We start from the raw sequence: 21,127 nt of genomic DNA on the forward strand, positions 1-21,127 counted from the left end.
CATTCACGAACCGACGACGTCGACGCCACGACCTGGGACCCGGCCGGTTATCGGGAGGCGTACCGGAAGAACCGGGGTACCTGACAGCGGCGTCGGGGACTGCTCAAGGAACGTACTCGCTGAGCAGAAGCGCGATGTCGTCCTTCCTGTCGGGCGACTGGCAGGCATCTTTCAGGAGCCCGTCGGCCAGATCCTCCAGGCGGTCCCCGCCCCTGCGGGCCAGCGAGGCCCGGAGCCTGCCGATGCCGGCACCGATGTCGGAGCCGCGCCTCTCGACGAGCCCGTCGGTGTACAGGACGAGGACCGATCCGGGCACGAGGTGCAGCTGCGTCTCCGGATAGTCGGGCGTCGCCTGTACGCCGAGCAGCGGGCCGCCCGGTACGTTCAGGATCTCGGCGTGTCCGTCGGGCAGGCGCAGCAGGGGCGGGCAGTGGCCCGCGCGGACGATGCGCACGCCCCCCGACCGGGGGTCGAAGAGGGCGTAGCAGCAGCTGGCGAGCAGCGCGGGGTCGAGGTCCAGATGCAGCCGGTTGGTACTGGCGACGACGTCACTCGGCCCGTGGCCGGCGGTCACGAAGGCCCGCATCGCGCTGCGCAACTGGCCCATGGCGGCCGCGGCGGCCACGCTGTGTCCCTCGACGTCACCGATGATCAACGCGACCTCGTCCCCGACGGGGATGACGTCGTACCAGTCGCCTCCGATGTCCATCCCCCTGGTGCCCGGAAGATAGCGCCCGGTGACGCGGAGGCCCGGCAGCGTGGGCAGCCGGTGGGGCAGCAGCCCGTTCTGCAGGCCGCGGGCGAGGGCGAATTCGCTGTCGTAGAGCCGGGCGCGTTCGAGGGCCTGGGCGATCAGGCCGCCCAGGGCGGTGAGCACGCCACGCTCCTCGTCGGGGAACCGGTGGATGTCGTCGAAGGCGAGCATGCAGGCGCCGACCGGTCGGTCGGAGGCGATCAACGGCAGGAACGCCCAGGAGTTGGAGTGGCCGACCAGGGTCCCGGGATACGTCTCCAGGAGCTCCGCCCGGGTCTCGACGAACAGCGGGGCCGCGGCGGTCAGCGCGTCCGTCACGGGCAGTCGGGCATGCAGCGGGGCCCCTTCGAACCGGGCGAGAAAGCGCTTCGAGTAGCCGCGCTGCGCGAGCAGGTGCAGGTGCCGCTCCTCCACGACGGCCATCGCCAGCTTCTGGCCGCCGAAAGCGGGCAGAAGCTGGTCGGCGACGGCGTCGAACACCTCGTGCGCGGTGACCGCCCCGGTGAGGGCGCTGCCCAGCTGGAGTACGCGGTAGAGGGCGCCCAGGCGGGGGGCCGTGGGCGCAGGTGACAAGGAGACGGGCGGGCCCTTTTCCGCGACGAACGTTCCGGGCCCGGTGCCGGCCGGTGGCGGCTGCCGCAGGGGTGCCGCCCATCCCGTCATGCCCTGCCCGCCGGGGTGCAGGGAGAAGACGAGCCAGTCGTCGGGTGGGTGGCGGACCAGGAAGGAGACCGGTTGCTGGGAGACCATGGCGGCCCGGTAGCGGTCCTCGTACGCGGGATCGGCCAGCCAGGGCAGCACGTCCCAGGGGCGTTGGCCGAGCAGTTCGTCCTGGCGGACCCGGAGCAGACGCTCCAGGCTGTGGTTGGCGTAGGTGACACGTCCGTCCGGGGAGAGCGCGAAGAAGCCGTCCGCGAGTCGCTCGAGCGCCGCCATGGCAGCCATGCCGCTTCCGGAGTCGAGCACGGCGCCGACCAGGTGGGACGCCGTGTGCGGGTCGTGCGGGTTCTCGGGCACCCGGCCCCACAGTTCGACGGTGTGAAGCCTTCCGTCGCTGTCCCGGATGCTCACGCAGTGCGCGAGCACATGTCCCTCCTCGACCGCGGCACGGGCGGCGGACCGGAAGCCGGGCAGGTCCGCGCCTTCGATTCTGGCCATCAGGGTGGCCACACGTCCGTCGAACTCGCGGGGCGCGATATCGAAGATCGCGCACAGCTCGTCGTCGGCCGTGAGGGCCCCGGTGCCGAGGTTCCAGTCGAACAGGCCCACCCGTATCAGCGGGGCGGACGGCATCGGGACCACCACCGGAGCCGTCCGTTCGTCCCACTCGCCGAGAAGTCGGCGGGCGTTCAGACCGGCCAGTGCGGTGCCCAGACGGTCGGCGGCGGAGCGCAGCTGCCGGCGCTGCGCCGTCGACAGCCCCGTCCGGTCGGTCCCGGGCGTCCACAGCACGGCCATGGCCCCGAAGGTCCGCCCGCTCGCTCGCACGGGCACCGAGGCGGAGCCGAACGGGTAGGGCACCGCGACCGAGAGCTGGGGGAAGCGCCGCATCGTCTCCTCCGCGTCGGTCAGGTGGACCATGCGCCCCGAGCGGTACGCCTCCGCCAGCGGAATGCGGCTGGCAACCGGGATCCGGCGCCACCCGCCCAGCAGGGAGGGGGGAGTCCCGCACGCCGCGGCCAGCACGAGCGAGCGACGGTCGCCGGAGAGCAGGAACACACTCGCGGCATGCGCGCCGGTCACCTCCACGGCACTGACGGCGGCGCTGAGCAGCGCGTCGTCACGCTCGGGCGCCTCGCCGACAGGTGTGGTGCCGAACGGGTACGAGCTCGATGCCTCACCGTCGGCCGACACGTTGCCCTCGATCACCCCGGGAGAGTTTCTTCCATTTTATGTTGACTTGCGGCTTGCAGTGGTCGGCTGCCGGGTCAGCATCGCGGCCGCACCTTCGTGCCGCGACTCGCCGGTGCGCTCAGCAACGACTCACGCGCCCTCGCCCACGTCTTCCAGTCGCACATCGAACGCCCGGAGAACACCGTCCGCCGACAGCGGCGCGTCGGTGGCATCGCCCTCCGGGACAACCACACCACTCAGCACTACGGCGTCGACGGCTCCGACGCCCACGACAGCGAGGTACCGGTCGGCGTGGACCGTGGCGGACCTTGCGGCGTGACAGTGCTCGCCGATCCCGCTGTCGCCTCCGACGGCCCGCCGCACCTCCCGCTGCGCCACGCGCTGTTCCTCGGGCGCCTCGCCGGCGAAGAGCCAGGGGCAGTGGTCGAAGTGCCGTACGCGACGCCGGCCGGCCCGGAATGGTAGAAGCGGTCATGACCAACTCGCACTACGACCGTTTCTCCCGCTTCTCCTCCCGCCCGGCGGGTGTCCGATGACCGAGGGCGCCGACATCCCCGACCGCCGGGGCCGCACCGGACTCGACCGCACCGGCCTGGACCTGACCCGCAATCCACGCGTCAAGGTCCGGGACGTGAAACTGCTCTCCAGCCACTGGTACGTCGAGCGGGCCACGACCTTCGACCTCCGGCGCGCCGACGGCACCTGGAGCACCCAGCAGCGTGAGACCCACGACCGCGGCAACGGCGCCACCATGCTGCTGTACGACACCGAACGCGAAACCGTCCTGCTCACACGCCAGTTCCGCTTCCCGGTGTATGTGAACGGACACCCCGACGGCCTGCTGATCGAGACCCCCGGCGGCCTGCTCGACGACGATGACGAGCACCCCGAGATCGCCGTACGGCGTGAGGTCGTCGAGGAGACCGGGCACACCATCGGCGAGGTCCAGCACGTCTTCGACGTCTACATGAGCCCCGGGTCGGTGACCGAGCGCGTCAGTTTCTACGCCGCCGAGTACACGCCGTCGACCCGCACCCACGAGGGAGGCGGCCTGGACGAGGAGGGCGAGGACATCGAGATCCTCGAACTGCCGTTCCGCAGGGCCCTGGAGATGATCCGGACCGGGGAGATCGCCGACGCCAAGACCATCATGCTGCTCCAATGGGCGGCGCTGGAGGGCCCGTTCGCCAAGTGAGCGCGCGGGTCCTTGACTTCGCGTGCGCTCCAGGATGAAGACTCCCGTGTGTACTCGTCCTCGGGGCACACACGGGAGGAAACCACCATGCGTTACCGCACCATCGGCACCGACCCGGCGACCCGCCGCGAGGTCAGCGTCCTCGCGCTCGGCGCGATGCTGTTCGGCTCACGGACCGACGAGGAGACCTCCTTCGCCGTCCTCGACCGCTATGTCGAGGCCGGCGGCACCTTCATCGACACGTCCGACAACTACGCCTTCTGGGAGGACGGCGGCCAGGGCGGCCAGAGCGAGGAGCTCCTCGGCCGGTGGCGGCGCAGCCGCGGCATCGGCGACGAGATCGTCATCGCCACGAAGCTCGGCGCCCGCCCCCTGGCCCCCGGCACGAGCTACGTCGACAACGCGGAGGGCCTGTCGGCGAAGGTGATCCGCGAGTCCGCGGAACGCAGCCGGGAACGCCTCGGCGTGTCCAAGCTGGACCTCCTCTACGCGCACATAAAGGACCACAGGGTCCCGCTCCAGGAGACGGTGGAGGGATTCGCCGAACTGGTCGCCGAGGGCACGGTGGGCCTGCTCGGCGTGAGCAACCACGCGGTCTGGCGGGTGGAACGCGCCCGCGCCCTGGCGGCAGCGGCGGGGCTGCCCGCCTACGAGGTCCTCCAGTACGCGCACAGCCACCTGCGGCCCCGCACCGACGTCCCGGAGCCCCTCTTCCCCGACGGCAGCCTCGGTCACGCGGGCCCGGACCTGCTGAGCTACCTGCGCGCGGAACCCGCCCTCACCCTGGTCGCCTACTCACCCCTCCTCAAGGGCGCGTACACCCACCCCGACCGCCTCCCCGCGGACTTCGACCACCCGGGGACCCCGCCCCGCCTTCAGGCCCTGACCGAGGTGGCGAGGGAGACGGGCGCGACCGTCAACCAGGTGGTCCTGGCCTGGCAACTCGCCGCCGACCTGCCGATCATCCCGCTCGCCGGGGTGTCGACCTCGGCCCAGCTGGAGGAGAACCTGGCGGCGGTGGAGCTGGAGCTGACGGGGGAGCAGCGGGAGCGGCTGGACCGGGCGCACTGAGCCGATTGCTCAGCCCGTCCCCTCCGCCCTGCCCTGCGCGGGTGGCGAACTCACGCAGTGTCGGCGGCTCCTGGGACGCCATGCGGTGCAGTACCACGGCGGGTTCGTGCGGCGGTGTGCCTCCGAGCAGTGGGACCCGGACGGTGCCGTCAACTGGGCAACGCGCCGAAGGCGTTCAGCCACATCGCCCTGGTCGAGACGGCGTGCGCCCCGTCATGAGCGCCCGGATCTTCGTGGACGCCATCAGCGCCCCCGAACGGGGCGGGTCGAGGCGTCGGCACAGGGCACGAGAGCGGCCCGCTTCTCGTCCGGGACGCCCCGGAGCGGCCGGTTCGGATGGGCGGCGGCGCCCGCCTTCACCGCGTCGAGAATCCGTGGACCACGTCCAGGTCCGAGCCGTCGGCGAGCGCCGGAGTCAGTCGTCCCCTCTCTTGGACCGCCGGTGGGACCCGTCGTAACCGCGAGGATTGAGCTGCTGGAAGCGCCAGGCGTCCCGGGTCACGGTGTCGAGATCCCGGGTGGGGTGCCAGCCCCAGGCGCGGGCCACGGCTCCCGTGCCGGCGACGAGTTCGGCCACGTCCTCGGGCCGACGGGGGACGATCTCACAGGGCACGGACCTGCCGGACGCGTCGGAGAACGCGGCGACGACCTCCAGGACCGAACTGCCCCGGCCCGAACCGATGTTGTAGACGCTCATGCCCGGCGTGTCGACGAGATGGTCGAGCGCGATGCGGTGTGCCTCGGCCGCGTCCATGACGTGCAGGTAGTCGCGGATCGCGGTTCCGTCCGGGGTGGGGTGGTCGTCGCCGAAGACCCGCAGCCGGTCCAGCCGGCCCCCCGCCACCTGCGCCAGCACCTGTATGAGGCCGTCCGGCAGACCCCGGGAGTCCGCACCGAGCAGCCCGCTGGGGTGGGCGCCCGCCGGAGTCGCGTGGCGCAGGCACAGGACCGTGAAGCCGTTCCAGTACCGGCAGACGTCGGCGAGGATCTGCTCGCAGATCCACTTGGATGTGGCGTACAGGCCGACCGGCCGGACCGGGGCCGACTCGTCGAGCGGGTGGGGGCCGGCGTCGCCGTAGACCCCGTAGGTGGAGGCGTACACGAGCCGGCGTACGCCGTGTTCCTGCATGGCGTGCAGCAGCGCGGTCGTGCCGGCCACGTTGGTGTCGTAGTACGGGGCGGGCGTCCGGGCCGACTCGCCTCCGGCGTTGTGCGCGGCGAAGTGCACGACGGCGTCCACGGAGTGCCGGTCGAAGACCGCCGAGAGGGCGCGTCGGTCACGGATATCCAGTTCGTACACGGCGCCGACGAACCGGCCGGCGATGCGTTCCACGCGGGTGAGGGTCTGGGGGGTGCTGCGGGAGTAGTCGTCCACCACGACGACTTCGTAGCCGTGGTCGAGGAACTCCACACAGGCGTGGCTGCCGAGGAAGCCGGCCCCGCCGGTGACGAGGACGGTCGACGGAACAGGCTCGGTGCGTGTCATCTGACCAGAACGCTTCCACGCGTGCGTCTACGCAATATGTTTACGGCGTATATGTACGACTCTGCGTCCTTTTGCCTGCCGCGTCAAGCTGTGGCCCGTCACGGCCTCACCAGAAGCCGGAAGTCGAACGCGTACCGCGACGCCCGGTAGATGTGGGTGCCGTACTCGACCGGGCGGCCGGTGTCGTCGTAGGCCGTGCGCTGCATGGTCAGGACCGCCGCGCCCTTCTTCTCGTCGAGGCGGGCGGCCTCCTCGGCGGTGGCGGAGCGGGCGCCGATGGTCTGGCGGGCGCTGTGGAGGGTGATGCCGGCGGTGCGCAGCATGCGGTAGAGGCCGGTGGACTCCAGACGGTCGGTGTCGAGGTGGAGGAGGCCGGTGGGGAGGTAGTTGCAGAGGACGGCCACCGGCTGGCCGTGGGTCAGGCGCAGGCGCTCCAGCACCGTGATCTCGCCGCCCTCCGGGAGGGAGAGCGCGGCCGCCACGTCGGCGGGGGCCGGTACGGTCTCGTTGCGCACGACCCGGGTGGCCGGACCCTGCCCTGCCGCCTCCAGGTCGTCGTAGAGGCTGCTGAGTTCCAGGGGGCGCTTGACCTGGCTGTGCACCACCTGTGTGCCCACCCCGCGCCGCCGGACCAGCAGGCCTTTCTCCACCAGCGTCTGGATGGCCTGGCGGACGGTCGGGCGGGACAGGCCCAGGCGGATCGAGAGGTCGATCTCGTTGCCCAGGAGGTTTCCCGGCGCGAGCACCCCGTGCTCGATCGCCTCCTCCAGCTGCCGGGCCAGCTGGTAGTACAGCGGCACCGGACTGGCCCGGTCCAGGGCGAAGTCCAGGCAGTGGAGCGCGGGGGTGGTCGCGGCACGTGACGCGCCGCCGGGCTTCGCCATGGAGGTACCTCCCTCGGGGAGTGGGGCCGTCAGAGGTGGGTGCGGCGGGCGGCCGTCTGGCGGTCGTACTCCGTCCTCGCCTCCACGGCGGCCTCGCGCGACGCCGTCTGCGCCACCGGCACGTCCCACCAGGCCTGCGCCGGGGGAGCGGTCGGGGTGGCGGTGTCCGTCTCGACGTAGACGCAGGTCGGACGGTCCGAGGCGCGGGCCGTGGCCAGCGCCTCGCGCAGCTCCCGTACGGTCTTGGCGCGCAGTACGTCCATGCCGAGGCTCGCCGCGTTGGCGGCCAGGTCGACCGGGAGCGGGGCCCCGCTGAAAGTGCCGTCGGCGGCCCGGTAGCGGTACGCCGTGCCGAACCGCTCGCCGCCCACCGACTCCGACAGGCCGCCGATCGAGGCGTAGCCGTGGTTCTGGATCAGGACCAGGTTGATCGGCAGGCCCTCCTGGACCGCGGTGACCAGTTCCGTCGGCATCATCAGGTAGGTGCCGTCGCCGACCAGCGCCCACACCGGGGTGTCCGGGGTCGCCTGCTGGACGCCGATCGCCGCCGGGATCTCGTAGCCCATGCAGGAGTAGCCGTACTCCAAGTGGTACTGGCGCGGGCTGCGGGCCCGCCACAGCTTGTGCAGGTCGCCGGGGAGCGAGCCCGCCGCGTTGATCACCACGTCCTCGTCGCCCACGACCGCGTCCAGCGCCCCGAGCAGCTGGGTCTGGGTCGGTACGGCGTGCTCGTCGGCGGCGCGGTAGGCCCGGTCGACCACCTGCTCCCAGCGCTCCTTGCCCGCGCCGTACTCGGTCTCGTAGGCCTCGGCCACGCGATGGCCCGCCAGCGCCGACGCCAGCGCCTCCAGCCCCGCCCGCGCATCGCACACGACCGTCCGCGCGGCCAGCTTGTGGGCGTCGAAGGCGGTGATGTTGAGGTTGAGGAAGCGCACGTCCGGGTTCTGGAAGAGGGTGCCGGAGGCGGTCGTGAAGTCGGAGTAGCGGGTGCCCACGCCGATGACCAGGTCCGCGGTGCGCGCGAGGTCGTCGGCGACCGCCGTACCCGTGTGGCCGATGCCGCCGAGGTCCGCGGGGTGGTCGTGGCGCAGGGAGCCCTTGCCCGCCTGGGTGGAGGTGACGGGGATGCCGGTGGTGTCCACCAGCGCCCTGAGGGCTTCCTCGGCCTCGCTGTGGTGGACTCCGCCGCCCGCCACGATCAGCGGGCGCGCGGCCCCCCGGATCGCCTGTACCGCATCCGCCAGCTCCACCGGGTCGGGCGCGGGGCGCCGTACCCGCCACACCCGCTCGGCGAAGAACTCCTCCGGCCAGTCGTACGCCTCCGCCTGCACGTCCTGGGGGAGGGCGAGGGTGACCGCGCCGGTCTCGGCCGGGTCCGACAGGACGCGCATGGCCTGGAGGGCGGAGGGGATCAGGGCCTCGGGGCGGTGGATCCGGTCGAAGAAGCGGGAGACCGGGCGCAGGGTGTCGTTCACCGACACGTCCGCCTCCGTGGGGTGCTCCAGCTGCTGGAGGAGCGGGTCGGCGGCGCGGGTGGCGAAGTAGTCGCCGGGCAGGAGCAGGACCGGGAGGCGGTTGATCGTGGCCAGGGCCGCGCCGGTGACCAGGTTCGTGGCGCCCGGGCCGATGGAGGTGGTGACCGCCTGGGCGGACAGGCGGTTGAGCTGGCGGGCGTGGCCCACGGCCGCGTGGACCATGGCCTGCTCGTTGCGGCCCTGGTGGAACGGCATCGCGTCCTCGCCCGCCTCCAGGAGGGCCTGCCCGATCCCCGCCACGTTGCCGTGGCCGAAGATGCCCCAGGTCCCGGCGATCAGCCGGTGCCGTACGCCGTCCCGCTCCGTGTACTGCACGGACAGGAACCGCACCAGGGCTTGGGCGACGGTCAGGCGGGTGGTGGTGCTCATCAGGGCTTCTCCGGTGCGGTGTGGAGGGGGAGGGTGGAGGGGGAGGGGTGGAGGAGGAAGAGGCGATCGGCTGGTCGCCGGTGGTGCGGACCCGTGCGTGGGCCGGGGTGGTCGTGGCTCAGCCGGCCGTACGGCGAGCCCGTGGCCCGTACCCGCGGCCGCCCGCGGACGGGCCGGTCACGGTGTGATGCCGTTCAGGAGACCGTCGATCTCCGCCTGGGCCGGTATCGCGGGGGCGGAGGCGTGGCGGGCGTCGACAGGTGCGCCGGCCGCGGTGGCGTACCGGATGGTCCGCTCCAGCTCCCAGCCGGACAGCAGCCCGTGGCACAGCGAGCCGCCGAACGCGTGGTCCGCGCCCGGACCGCCCACCACCTCGACCGGGACCGGCGCGGCCTCGGCCGTGGTGCCGTCCCGGTGCACGGCGAGGACGCCCTCCGGGCCCTGGTTCACCACGGCCAGCTCCACGCCCGCCGCCAGCAGGGCGTCGGCGCACGCCCGGGGTCCGCGGGCCCCGGTGACGAGCTCGCACTCGTCGAGGGTGCCGACCGCGACGGTCGCGTGCCGCAGGGCCTCGGCGTAGTACGGGCGGGCTGCGTCGGTGTCCGGCCGGGCTGTGCCGTTCCGAAGGGGCCGGTCGAGGTCGAAGACCGTGACGCTCGCCCTGTCGCGGCACTTGAGCGCGGCCAACGTGGCCGAGCGGCTCGGTTCCCCGCTCAGACCGGTTCCGGTGATCCAGAAGAGCCGGGCGGCCCGGATGGCGAAGTAGTCGAGCTCGTCGGTGTGTATGTCCAGGTCAGGGGTCTTGGGGTGGGTCGGGGAGGATCCCGCCGGCGTCACCCAGCGGGTGTCGACGCCGAAATCCGTGAGGGTCCGGTGGAGATACGTGCCGACGGGGTCGGCACCCGTACGGCTGATGAGCGCGGTGGTGCGGCCGAGCCGGGCGGCGGTGACCGCGACGTTCGCGGCCGAGCCCCCGAGGGGCTTCCCGGAGGACTCCCCCCGCGCCGGCCGCACCCCCGACTGCGGCGGGTGGAGATCAACTCCGATACGGCCCATACTGATCACGTCGAACTGCTGCACTGGCTCGACCATGCGCGACGCTCCTCGATCCGACCTGGGGACGCGGGGCCACCGGGCCCGTTGCCTCCCAGGTGTAGGACTCGAAGGGCGACGCTGTCAATAGTTTGTACTTACATTCGGACCTGAGCGTGAAATGATGTCTTAACAAAGTATTGACAGCGGCAGCACCAGGGGAGTTGGATCCCGTCCCAACGCAAGTTGGCGCGTTTTCTCAGATCCCACCCCCTTTCCCGACGTTCTCCCCGTCGCACAGTGAGGTGCAAGGAAAGATGGACCGCTCTTCTCTCTCCCGTTCGCGGAGATTCGCTCCCGCTGTGGCCCTGGCTGCGGCCGCGGCCCTCACGCTCGCCGGCTGTTCCAGCAGCTCCGGCGGCAAGAAGTCCGAGGAGAGCGCGGACGGCGCCTCCGCGGGCAAGGCCACCACGCCCCGGATGACCATCGCGCTGGTCACCCACCAGTCGCCCGGCGACACCTTCTGGGACATCGTCCGCAAGGGCGCCCAGGCCGCCGCCGCCAAGGACAACGTCAAGCTGATCTACTCCGCCGACCCGAACGCGGGCGGCCAGGCCAACCTGGTGCAGAACGCCATCGACCAGAAGGTCGACGGCATCGCCATCACCCTCGCCAAGCCCGACGCCCTCAAGGACGTCGTCGCCAAGGCCAAGGCCGCGAACATACCCGTGGTCGGCCTCAACTCCGGTGTCAGCGAGTGGCAGAAGCTCGGCCTGATGGAGTTCTTCGGCCAGGACGAGACCGTGGCCGGCGAGGCGCTCGGCAAGCGGCTGAACGAGGAAGGCGCCAAGAGCGCCGTCTGTGTCATCCAGGAGCAGGGCAACATCGGCCTGACCCAGCGCTGCGACGGAGTGAAGAAGACCTTCTCCGGCAAGTTCCAGACGCTGAACGTCAACGGCGCCGACATGCCGTCCGTGAAGTCGACGATCACCGCCAAGCTCAGCCAGGACAAGTCCATCGACTACGTCGTCGCCCTCGGCGCGCCCATCGCGCTGACCGCGTCGCAGGCGGCGTCGGACGCCGGCAGCAAGACGAAGGTCGCCACCTTCGACCTCAACAAGGACCTGACGACCGCCATCAGCAAGGGCACCATCGCGTTCGCCGTCGACCAGCAGCCCTACCTCCAGGGCTACCTGGCGATCGACTCGCTGTGGCTCTACAAGAACAACGGCAACTACATGGGCGGCGGCGAGCAGCCGGTGCTGACCGGCCCCGCCTTCGTCGACAAGTCGAACGTCGACGCCGTGGCCAAGTTCGCCGCGAAGGGCACCAGGTGATGGGTATGACCCAGCACGCCGAGCCGGCGGTGACCACACCGCCGGCCCCCGGCCCCAGCGAGGTCAAGGACGGCCGGACCGCCGAACGACCACTTGCGCTGCGCCTGTTGGCGCGCCCCGATGTGGGTGTGTTCCTGGGTGCGGTGGCGGTGTGGGTGTTCTTCCTGATCGCTGCTCCGCCGGTGCGCGAGGGCAGTTCGATGGCGAACATCCTCTACCAGTCGTCCACGATCGGGATCATGGCGCTGCCGGTCGCCCTGCTGATGATCGGCGGGGAGTTCGACCTGTCCTCGGGTGTCGCCGTGATCACCTCGGCGCTGACCGCGTCGATGTTCGCCTTCCAGCTCACCCTGAACGTGTGGGCGGGCATCGTGGTGGCGCTCCTGGTGGCGCTGGGGATCGGGTTCCTCAACGGATGGCTGGTCGTCAAGACCGGTCTGCCCAGCTTCCTGATCACCCTGGGCACGTTCCTGATCCTGCAGGGCGTGAACCTGGCGGTGACCAAGCTGGTCACCGGCAACGTCGCCACCGACGACATCTCGGACATGGACGGCTTCGACCAGGCCAAGAAGGTCTTCGCGAACTCCTTCGAAGTGGCCGGCGTCCAGATCAAGATCACGATTGTGTACTGGCTGGTGTTCGCGGCGCTGGCGACCTGGGTGCTGCTGCGCACCAAGTACGGCAACTGGATCTTCGCGGTGGGCGGCAACAAGGACTCGGCCCGCGCGGTCGGCGTCCCGGTCAACTTCACGAAGATCAGCCTGTTCATGCTGGTCGGCTTCGCGGCCTGGTTCGTCGGCATGCACAACCTGTTCTCCTTCAACACCGTGCAGTCCGGCGAGGGCGTGGGCCAGGAGCTCATCTACATCTCGGCCGCGGTGATCGGCGGCTGCCTGCTGACCGGCGGCGCCGGCAGCGCGATCGGGCCGGTGTTCGGGGCGTTCATGTTCGGCATGGTCCAGCAGGGCATCGTCTACGCCAACTGGAACCCGGACTGGTTCAAGGCCTTCCTCGGCGTGATGCTGCTGGGCGCCGTCATGATCAATCTGTGGGTCAGCCGCACCGCGACCCGGAGGTAACTGCGCTATGACCACTGAAGAGACCGGCACCCACGGCGCGATCCTCGCCGACACCCCCGACACCTCCGGTGCGGACGGGGTGATCGTCGAGCTGCGCAACGCGGGCAAGTCCTACGGCAACATCCGCGCCCTGCACGGCGTGAGCCTGGAGGTCCGCCCGAGCCAGGTCACCTGCGTGCTCGGCGACAACGGCGCCGGCAAGTCCACCCTGATCAAAATCATCTCCGGGCTGCACCAGCACACCGAGGGCGAGTTCCTCGTCGATGGACAGCCCGTCCGCTTCACCACCCCCCGCGAGGCGCTGGACAAGGGCATCGCCACCGTCTACCAGGACCTCGCCGTGGTCCCCCTGATGCCGGTGTGGCGCAACTTCTTCCTCGGCTCCGAGATGACCAAGGGCCCCTGGCCGCTGCGCCGTCTGGACATCGAGAGGATGAAGAAGACCGCCGACCACGAGCTGCGCGAGATGGGCATCGTCCTGGACGATCTCGAACAGCCCATCGGCACCCTGTCCGGCGGCCAGCGCCAGTGCGTGGCCATCGCCCGCGCCGTGTACTTCGGCGCCCGCGTCCTGATCCTGGACGAGCCCACCGCCGCGCTGGGTGTCAAGCAGTCCGGTGTGGTGCTGAAGTACGTGGCCGCCGCCCGCGACCGGGGTCTGGGGGTCATCTTCATCACCCACAACCCGCACCACGCCTACATGGTCGGCGACCACTTCAGCGTGCTGCGCCTGGGCACCATGGAACTGTCCGCGTCCCGCGAGCAGATCACCCTGGAGGAACTCACCAACCACATGGCCGGCGGTGCCGAACTCGCCGCCCTCAAACACGAGTTGTCCCAGGTCCGCGGCCTCGACACCGAGGCGCTCCCCGAGGAGGACGCCCTCACCGTCACCACCACCGGCGAGGGGAAGGCCTGAGATGGCGGCCTCACTCGACCGTATCCGCGTCGGTTCGGCCCCGGACTCCTGGGGCGTGTGGTTCCCCGACGATCCGGTGCAGGTGCCGTGGGAACGCTTCCTGGACGAGGTCGCCGAGGCGGGCTACTCCTGGATCGAGCTGGGGCCGTACGGCTATCTCCCGACCGACCCGGCACGCCTCACCGACGAGGTCGCCAGGCGTGACCTCAAGGTCTCCGCGGGCACGGTCTTCACCGGGCTGCACCGAGGCCCCTCGGTCTGGGAGTCGACCTGGGAGCACGTCAGCCAGGTCGCCGCGCTCACCCAGGCCATGGGCGCGCGGCACCTGGTCGTCATCCCGTCCTTCTGGCGGGACGACAAGACGGCCGAGATCCTGGAGCCGCCGGAGCTCACCCACGAGCAGTGGGCCCACCTCACCAAGGGCATGGAACGGCTCGGCCACGAGGTGAAGGAGGCGTACGGGCTCGACATCGTCGTCCACCCGCACGCCGACACCCACCTCGACACCGAGGACCACGTCGAGCGCTTCCTGGACTCGACGGACTCCGACCTCGTCAACCTCTGCCTGGACACCGGTCATTACGCCTACTGCGGCGGCGACAGCGTCAAGCTCATCGAGACGTACGGCGAGCGCATCGGCTATCTGCACCTCAAGCAGGTCGACCCGGAGATCCTCGCGGACGTGGTGAAGAACGAGGTGCCGTTCGGCCCCGCCGTCCAGCGCGGGGTGATGTGCGAACCGCCGTCCGGTGTACCGGAGTTGGAGCCGGTGCTGGTGGCCGCGCAGCAGCTCGGCGTGGAGCTGTTCGCCATCGTCGAGCAGGACATGTACCCCTGTGAGCCGGACAAGCCGCTGCCGATCGCGGTGCGCACCCGCACGTTCCTGAGGTCCTGCGGCGCCTGAAGGGGATGACCATGACCGAGCGAGCCACCCTGGGCGTCGCCGTCATCGGCACCGGCAAGATGGGCGCCGACCACGTCCGCCGTATCGACGAGGTCATCAGCGGCGCCCGGGTGAGCGCCGTCGTGGACATCGACGCGGAACGCGCCAAACAGGTCGCCGCCCGCGTCGACGGCTGCACCGCCCACACCGACCCGGCCTCCGCGATGGCGGCGGCCGACGTCGACGCCGTCCTGATCGCCTCGTCCGGGCCCGCCCACGAGGCGGCCCTGCTCCAGGCACTCGAGCACGACCTGCCGGTGCTGTGCGAGAAACCGCTCACCCCCGACGCGGCCTCCGCGCTGCGCGTCCTGGAGGCCGAGCAGCGGCTGGGCCGGCGGCGCGTCCAGGTCGGCTTCATGCGGCGCTACGACGCCGAGTACATGAAGCTCAAGTACCTGCTGGAGACGGGCCAGTTGGGGCGCCCGCTCATGCTGCACAACCGGCACCGCAACGCCGCCAGCCCGCCCTTCTTCACGAGCGACATGCTGATCAGTGACTCCGTGGCCCATGAGACCGACGTGACCCGCTGGCTGCTCGGACACGAGATCACCGCGGTCACCGTGCTGCGCCCGACCCCGTCGGCGAACGCCCCGGACGACCTCCAGGACCCGCAGTTCGTCGTCTTCGAGACCGACGGCGGCGCCCTGAGCGACGTGGAGATCTTCGTCAACTGCGGCTTCGGCTACCAGGTCCAGGCCGAGGTGGTCTGCGAACGCGGCACCGCCCGCGTCGGCGACGGCCACGCCATGGTCACCAACATGGCGGGCCGCTGGGGCGGCACCATCGCCCAGGACTTCGTCGAACGCTTCGCCGACGCCTACGACCGCGAGGTCCAGGCCTGGGTCGACGCCACCCGGCGCGGCGAGGTCACCGGCCCCGGCGTGTGGGACGGCTACGCGGCGGCCGCGGTGTGCGAGGCGGGCGTACGGTCGCTGCACGAGGGCGGCAGGGTGCCGGTGGAACTCGTGGAGCGGCCCGCGCTGTACGGCTGACTCCGTGCCGTACGGGGGGAGTTCCGCGAAGTTCCCCCGTGCTCGTTACGTACTCGGTGAATCGCGGAATCGGCGTGATGCCCTGTGCGACCATGGCGCGGCTGTCCTCGGCGGGGCGGCGAGGGGGTACGGATGGGACTCGTACGGATACTGCTGCCGTTGCCGCGCGCGGCGGCCAGGCTGTCACCGGAGAAGGGCGGACCGCTGCTCGGGGCGGCCCTGCTGCACTGCGTGATGCCCAGCTGGGTCCTGCTGTGGATGCCGTCGGCCGCCCGCAGGCTGGCCTGGGCCGAGGAGGCGGTCGCCGTGTACGGCTCACTGCCCGGCCGGACCCACGGGCTCAGCCGGGCCCAGGCGCTGCGGGCCTACGCGCTCCTGCTCAACCACCGCGCGGAGGAGGCGTGCGCGGCCGCGGACGCGGCGCTGGCCCTGCCGGACACCCGGCTGTCACCGCCGCTGGCCGCGTTCGTCATCCATCAGCGGGCGGGGGCGCTCGCGGAGGCCGGCCGGATCGAGGAAGCCGTGGAGGCGGCCCGGGAGTCCGTGGAGCTGTACCGCGCCCGGCCCGCCCCCGGACGCCGCGAGCGGTTGTTCGGCACCCTCCCCGGCGCGTTGCGGCTGTACGGGCTGGTGCTCGCCGCGGCCGGTCGCCGTCAGGAGTCCGTGGCCGCGTACGAGGAGTGCGCCGCGCTCCTCGCCGCCCTCTCGTTCCGGCAGTCGGCGCGAGTGGGGCTGGTGCGGCCCCGGGTCCTGGCCGAACTCGTCTCCGGACTGCGGGCGCTGGGGCGCTACGAGGATGCGCTCGGCGTGGGCCCCGAGGCCAGGGAGGCCGCGCGGGGTGCGATCTCCTGGTCCGTGCCCGCGATCATGCTGCCGCTGCGGGTCCGGCTCCTGGTCGACCTCGCCCGCTGCCACAGCGCCGTCGGCGACCCGGCCGAGGCCCGCGCCTGTGCCGTGGAAGCGGTGGCCGAGGCACGGAAACCGCACGGCGCGGACGCGTTGCCGCAGGCGCTGGACTGCCTCGCCGACGTGCTCGCCCAACTGGGGCAGACCGACAAGGAGTTGAGCACCCGTCGCGAGCTCGACGAGCTGCGCGGGACGTAGGCTACGGCCCGGTCGACGGCTCGCCGATCCGCACGGGCGGGAAGTGGCGGCGCACGAGATCCTGGGCGTGGGCCACGGCGCACTCGACGAGTTCGAACGCGGGCAGTCCGCCCGCGTAGTAGGTGCGGTGGTGGCCCTGGAGCGCGTCGAGGCGGTCCAGGGCGCCCTCCGCGAGGTCGGCGCTGCCGAAGTGGGGCATGAACGCCCACGCGCGCTGGAGATGGACCTCGGTGAGGCGTCCGCCGAGCGCCTCGATGTCCTCCCGCAGCAGCGCGGTGACCTCCTCGGGGCGGCCGTAGGAGTAGAAGGTCCGCACCTCGCTGCCCTCGTAGCGGTGGTGGTACGAGACGCAGTGACCGGCCCTCTCGCGGCTCGCGGTGTGGGCGGCGAGGAAGTAGAAGGCGTCCTCCGGGAGGCCGGACGCGGCGGCGAGGGTGGTGTGGTAGGCGTTGCTGCGGATCCGCGCGGCCAGGTCCCGCTCCTCGTCGGTGGCGTCCAGAACCGGCAGGATCCGGTCCGGCGCGACGGCGAGCACCACGTCGTCCGCATCGAGGGGGCCCGAGTCGGTGCGCACCCGTACGCCGTCCTCGCGGCGCTCCACCGACGTCACCCGCACCCCGCACCGCACGTCCTTCAGCTCCTCGGCGACCCGGCGCCACAGGGTGGCGAACCCGCCCGCCACGGTGAAGTCACCGGGGTGGCCCAGGAGTTCGGGACCGGGGTCCAACAGGCCGGTCATCTCCGCGTACTTGACGAAGTACAGCGCCGGTATGTCGTCGTCGAGATGGCCGTACCCGGCCGCCGTGTACCCGGTGCCGAAGGAGTCGGCCATGGACTGCAGCCCGTGCTCGGCGAGCCAGTCGGCGACCGGAGCGGCGAGCGCCCGCGCGGAGTGGGCGAGCCCGGGTTCGCCGATGCGGGGGAACTCCCGCTCGCGCAGGGCCCGGTAGCGCTGGAGGCCGCCGTCGCGCAGGAACGCCATCGACTGGCGGACGGCGCCTCCCGCGCCGTCCAGGACGCGGTAACGGCTGGTGCGCTCGGTCTCCACGTCCAGTTCGGTCAGCAACCGCGCGACGCGTTCGTATCTGTTGGTGCAGATGTGGCCGCCGAGGTCGTAGGCGCGGCCGTCGACGTGCACGCTCTGGCACTTCCCTGCCACCGTGTCCCGCTCCTCCAGAACGGTCACCCGGTGCCCGGCACGCTCCAGTGCGCGGGCGACCGCCAGGCCGCTCGGTCCTGCGCCTACGACGGCCACGGTTCGGGGGCCCGCGGTGTCCCGTAACTCCTGCATGCTCGTGACTCCTGGGTCGGTCGGACGTGGGAGGCTCTCATGGTCGTACGGAGAGATCACGTGACCGTAAACGGGCGTCGCGGGCGGAGCGTTCAGCCGGCCGTGTCCCGGGCGCGGGTGCCCGGGACACGGCGGCGGAGTCAGGCGGAGCGGACCTCGGCGATCGTCACCGGGCGGTGCTCGTGCAGGGACAGCGTGCACGCCTCGGCGATCCAGCCCGCCTCCAGGGCGTCCGCGATCGTGCACGGTGAGGGCCGGGTGCCGGCCACGACCTCGGTGAACGCGGTGAGTTCGGCGCGGTAGGCCGCGGTGAAGCGGTCCATGAAGAAGTCGTGCGGGGTGCCCGCGGGGAAGGTCACGCCGGGCTCGACCGAGCGCAGCGGGAGCTTGTCCTCCAGGCCGACGGCGATGGAGTCGGTGAAGCCGTGGATCTCCATGCGGACGTCGTAACCCCGGGCGTTGTGGCGGGAGTTGGAGATCACCGCGATGGTGCCGTCGTCGAGGGTGAGGATCGCGCCGGTGGTGTCGGCGTCGCCCGCCTCCTTGATGTAGTCGGCACCCCGGTTGCCGCCGACGGCGTACACCTCGACGACCTCGCGCCCTGTCACCCAGCGGATGATGTCGAAGTCGTGCACCGAGCAGTCCCGGAAGATGCCCCCGGAGGCGGCGATGTACGCGGCCGGCGGCGGGGCGGGGTCCAGGGTGGTCGAGCGCACGGTGTGCAGCTTGCCCAGCTCGCCGGAGTGCACGGCGGCCCGGGCGTTCACGAAGCCGGTGTCGAAGCGGCGGTTGTAGCCGATCTGGATCGGCACGTCGCTGCCCGCCACGGCCTTGAGGACCTCGACGCCCTCGCTCATGTGCTTGGCGACGGGCTTCTCGCAGAAGACGGGGATGCCGGCCTCGACGCCGGCGAGGATGAGCCCGGGGTGGGCGTCCGTCGCCGCCGCGACCACGATGCCGTCCACGCCGGCCGCCAGCAGGGCCTCGGGCGAGTCCACGACCTCGCCGCCGAAGCGCTCCGCGGCGGACTTGGCGGCCTGCGCGTAGGGGTCGGTGAGGACGAGTGACTCGACCACGTCGAGTCCGGAGAGGGTCTCGGCGTGGAAGGCGCCGATGCGGCCGAGGCCGAGGATTCCGATGCGCATGGGGGTGCAGCTCCTAGGAAGCGGGTCGTGCGAGCGGTTTGTGCGAGGGGACGGGGATGCGGGAGACCGGACGGGGAGAGGTCAGTCGAGGCCGCCCAGGACGTTCTGGTCCCAGTCGATCACCGATCCGGTGACCACGCCCGACCGGTCGGACAGCAGGAGGACCACGAAGTCGGCGATCTCGTCCGGCTGGCCCAGCTTGCCCATCGGCAGCTTGGCGGCGGCCTGCTCACGCCAGTCGTCGCCGGCGCCGTGGAAGGCCTTCTGGGTGGCGTCCTCGCCCTCGGTCGCCGTCCAGCCGATGTTGAGGCCGTTGATCCGGACCCGGTCCCAGCGGTGGGCGTGCGCCGCGTTGCGGGTCAGACCGATCAGGCCGGCCTTCGCGGCGACGTAGGGCGCCAGGAACGGCTGCCCGCCGTGCGCGGAGGACGTGATGATGTTGACGACCGTGCCGGGCGCCCCGCGTCCGACCATGTCCGCGACGGCCGCCTGCATGGCGAAGAACGGTGCCTTGAGGTTGATCGCGATGTGCTGGTCGAACAGCTCGGGCGTGGTGTCGAGGAGTGTGCCCCGGGAGGTGAGCCCGGCGGAGTTCACCAGGCAGTCGACCCGGCCGTACGCCTCGACGACCCGGGCGACGGAGGCCTTGGCCTGCTCGGCGTCGGCCAGGTCGGCGCGCACGAACAGCGCCTTGCCGCCGGCCGCCTCCAGCTCCGCCACCAGCGCCTCACCGGGCTCCGGCCTGCGCCCGGTGACGGCCACGACCGCTCCCTCACGGACGGCGGCCCGGGCGATGGCGGCGCCGACGCCCTGGCTGCCGCCGTTGACGAGGACGATCTTGTCGTCGAGGAGTCCCATGAACGTGCCAGTACCTTTCAGCTCGTGCGCCGGTCGGCGCCGGCCCGCAGTGCGTCCCGCAGGACGCGCGGGTTCCAGTTCTCGGTGAGCGCCTGCCGTACGAGGTCGGCCTGCGAGGGCGGGGCCAGTCCGTCGACCGGCGGGTCGCTGTCGAGGTTGGTGGGGAAGGGGTAGCCCTCGGCGCTCGCGGCGATCACACGGTCCAGCCACTCCGCGTCGGCGCCCTCCGCCTTGCGGCGCAGCAGCACCGGGTAGACCGCGTTCGACACCGCCTCCCGGTCCACGGTCTCCATGGCCCGCCCGAAGGCCGACGACACCTGGAGCAGGTTGGCCGTGCGCCGCACGCCGGTGGTGCGGTTGGTCCCGGCCGCGTGGAACAGGGCCGGGTTGAAGAACACGGCGTCGCCCTTCGCCAGCGGCAGCTGGACGTGGTGCTCCTTGAAGTAGGCCTGGAACTCCGGCCGCCGCCACGCCAGATACCCGGGCTCGAACAGCTGCGAGAACGGCAGGTACAGCGTCGGGCCCGACTCCACCGGCATGTCGCAGTGCGCGACCGCGCCCTGGAGCGTGAGCACGGGGGAGAGGCGGTGCACATGCGACGGATAGGCCGCGGCGACCTCGTCGGAGAGGAAACCGAGGTGGTAGTCGCGGTGCGCGGTCTGCGCGAGGCCGCCCGGGTTGACCACGTTGACCTGCGAGGTGACCTGGTACCCCGGGCCCAGCCAGGCCTCGCAGACCAGGGCGATCACGGGGTTGGCGTAGTAGTCGGCGAAGGCCGCGGGATCGTAGAGGGCCGCCTTCTCCAGCGCGTTCCACACCCGCTCGTTGGCGCCGGGCTTCGCGAAGTGGTCGCCCGCGGTCACGCCTGCCGCGTACTGCTCACGGATCAGCGAGTCGAACACCTCGGTGAACCGGTCGACGACCGCGTGATCGGGGAACGCCCCCCGGAAGACCACGACCCCGGGGCCGTCGGTCAGGGCCCGCACCAGCTCCTCCTGCACCTCCCGGCGGTCCTCGGCGCCGCGGACGCGCTCGGCGTCGTAGAGCAGGACGTCGCGTTCCACCCCGGAGGCGTGCGGGTAGTCGGCGGGGTCGGCCGTCCGCTCGACGATCGCGCGGAACGAGCCGAGGTCGCAGTCCTGCTCGGACAGCCAGGCGCGGCGGTGTACGGCGGTGAAGGACATCGGCGTCCTCTCGGTGACAGGGGCGACTCAGCGCTGTCATTCTTGTCATGACAAAGGCGTCGAACAACCAGCAGGCAGCCATCAAAAACCCCTCA

General features: G+C 71.5%; 18 protein-coding genes. 9 read left to right on the top strand and 9 right to left on the bottom strand.

Annotation, left to right across the window (positions count from 1 at the left end; genetic code table 11):
- Positions 1 to 103: 103 nt before the first annotated feature.
- Positions 104 to 2,623, bottom strand: a complete 2,520-nt coding sequence (locus tag ACFYZ8_RS14150) for a SpoIIE family protein phosphatase (protein WP_359029991.1) — start codon at positions 2,621 to 2,623, stop codon at positions 104 to 106.
- Between the two features lie 81 nt (positions 2,624 to 2,704).
- On the opposite strand from ACFYZ8_RS14150, the gene ACFYZ8_RS14155 reads away from it, so the two are divergent.
- The 3 genes from ACFYZ8_RS14155 (at position 2,705) to ACFYZ8_RS14165 (ending at position 4,874) form a co-directional block, all read left to right on the top strand.
- The gene (locus tag ACFYZ8_RS14155; protein ID WP_388532505.1) at positions 2,705 to 3,073 is read left to right on the top strand and encodes a hypothetical protein; all 369 of its coding nucleotides are present in this window, start codon (positions 2,705 to 2,707) and stop codon (positions 3,071 to 3,073) included.
- 67 nt (positions 3,074 to 3,140) lie between these two features.
- Complete coding sequence (locus ACFYZ8_RS14160; RefSeq protein WP_388532507.1) at positions 3,141 to 3,803, top strand: NUDIX domain-containing protein; 663 nt, start codon at positions 3,141 to 3,143, stop codon at positions 3,801 to 3,803.
- Between the two features lie 87 nt (positions 3,804 to 3,890).
- Positions 3,891 to 4,874, top strand: coding sequence for an aldo/keto reductase (locus ACFYZ8_RS14165; RefSeq protein WP_388532509.1), 984 nt, complete (start codon positions 3,891 to 3,893; stop codon positions 4,872 to 4,874).
- A gap of 415 nt (positions 4,875 to 5,289) precedes the next feature.
- Here ACFYZ8_RS14165 and galE read toward each other — a convergent pair whose 3' ends face one another.
- From galE to ACFYZ8_RS14185, 4 genes are all read right to left on the bottom strand, one after another.
- Entirely contained in the window at positions 5,290 to 6,360 is a 1,071-nt protein-coding gene (gene galE / locus ACFYZ8_RS14170) for a UDP-glucose 4-epimerase GalE (RefSeq protein ID WP_388532511.1), read from the bottom strand.
- A 98-nt stretch (positions 6,361 to 6,458) separates the two neighbouring features.
- On the bottom strand, positions 6,459 to 7,244 hold the full coding sequence (locus ACFYZ8_RS14175) for a GntR family transcriptional regulator (protein WP_388532513.1): 786 nt from the start codon (positions 7,242 to 7,244) through the stop codon (positions 6,459 to 6,461).
- Positions 7,245 to 7,273: 29 nt separating this feature from the next.
- Positions 7,274 to 9,148, bottom strand: a complete 1,875-nt coding sequence (gene iolD, locus ACFYZ8_RS14180) for a 3D-(3,5/4)-trihydroxycyclohexane-1,2-dione acylhydrolase (decyclizing) (RefSeq protein WP_388532514.1) — start codon at positions 9,146 to 9,148, stop codon at positions 7,274 to 7,276.
- Between the two features lie 177 nt (positions 9,149 to 9,325).
- Entirely contained in the window at positions 9,326 to 10,240 is a 915-nt protein-coding gene (locus ACFYZ8_RS14185; protein ID WP_388532516.1) for a PfkB family carbohydrate kinase, read from the bottom strand.
- Between the two features lie 257 nt (positions 10,241 to 10,497).
- Here ACFYZ8_RS14185 and ACFYZ8_RS14190 point away from each other — a divergent pair, with 257 nt between their 5' ends.
- From ACFYZ8_RS14190 to ACFYZ8_RS14215, 6 genes are all read left to right on the top strand, one after another.
- Positions 10,498 to 11,517, top strand: coding sequence for a sugar ABC transporter substrate-binding protein (locus ACFYZ8_RS14190; protein ID WP_359029999.1), 1,020 nt, complete (start codon positions 10,498 to 10,500; stop codon positions 11,515 to 11,517).
- Positions 11,517 to 12,596, top strand: coding sequence for an ABC transporter permease (locus tag ACFYZ8_RS14195; RefSeq protein WP_359030000.1), 1,080 nt, complete (start codon positions 11,517 to 11,519; stop codon positions 12,594 to 12,596). The genes ACFYZ8_RS14190 and ACFYZ8_RS14195 overlap by 1 nt, the downstream gene beginning before the upstream one ends.
- Positions 12,597 to 12,603: 7 nt before the next feature.
- On the top strand, positions 12,604 to 13,515 hold the full coding sequence (locus tag ACFYZ8_RS14200) for an ATP-binding cassette domain-containing protein (protein WP_359030001.1): 912 nt from the start codon (positions 12,604 to 12,606) through the stop codon (positions 13,513 to 13,515).
- A gap of 1 nt (position 13,516) precedes the next feature.
- Positions 13,517 to 14,419, top strand: coding sequence for a sugar phosphate isomerase/epimerase (locus ACFYZ8_RS14205; protein WP_359030002.1), 903 nt, complete (start codon positions 13,517 to 13,519; stop codon positions 14,417 to 14,419).
- An 11-nt stretch (positions 14,420 to 14,430) separates the two neighbouring features.
- On the top strand, positions 14,431 to 15,450 hold the full coding sequence (locus ACFYZ8_RS14210) for a Gfo/Idh/MocA family protein (protein ID WP_388532519.1): 1,020 nt from the start codon (positions 14,431 to 14,433) through the stop codon (positions 15,448 to 15,450).
- A gap of 132 nt (positions 15,451 to 15,582) precedes the next feature.
- Positions 15,583 to 16,554, top strand: coding sequence for a tetratricopeptide repeat protein (locus ACFYZ8_RS14215; RefSeq protein WP_388532521.1), 972 nt, complete (start codon positions 15,583 to 15,585; stop codon positions 16,552 to 16,554).
- 1 nt (position 16,555) lies between these two features.
- Here ACFYZ8_RS14215 and ACFYZ8_RS14220 read toward each other — a convergent pair whose 3' ends face one another.
- The 4 genes from ACFYZ8_RS14220 to ACFYZ8_RS14235 all read right to left on the bottom strand — a co-directional run bounded on the left by ACFYZ8_RS14220 (position 16,556) and on the right by ACFYZ8_RS14235 (position 21,032).
- On the bottom strand, positions 16,556 to 17,845 hold the full coding sequence (locus ACFYZ8_RS14220; protein ID WP_388532523.1) for a protoporphyrinogen/coproporphyrinogen oxidase: 1,290 nt from the start codon (positions 17,843 to 17,845) through the stop codon (positions 16,556 to 16,558).
- 140 nt (positions 17,846 to 17,985) lie between these two features.
- Entirely contained in the window at positions 17,986 to 18,990 is a 1,005-nt protein-coding gene (locus tag ACFYZ8_RS14225; protein ID WP_388532525.1) for a Gfo/Idh/MocA family oxidoreductase, read from the bottom strand.
- An 81-nt stretch (positions 18,991 to 19,071) separates the two neighbouring features.
- Positions 19,072 to 19,848, bottom strand: a complete 777-nt coding sequence (locus ACFYZ8_RS14230) for an SDR family oxidoreductase (protein WP_388532527.1) — start codon at positions 19,846 to 19,848, stop codon at positions 19,072 to 19,074.
- 17 nt (positions 19,849 to 19,865) lie between these two features.
- Positions 19,866 to 21,032, bottom strand: coding sequence for a phytanoyl-CoA dioxygenase family protein (locus ACFYZ8_RS14235; RefSeq protein ID WP_359030008.1), 1,167 nt, complete (start codon positions 21,030 to 21,032; stop codon positions 19,866 to 19,868).
- Between the last annotated feature and the right edge of the window lie 95 nt (positions 21,033 to 21,127).

Source organism: Streptomyces sp. NPDC001668, assembly GCF_042893155.1.
Classification (GTDB): domain Bacteria; phylum Actinomycetota; class Actinomycetes; order Streptomycetales; family Streptomycetaceae; genus Streptomyces.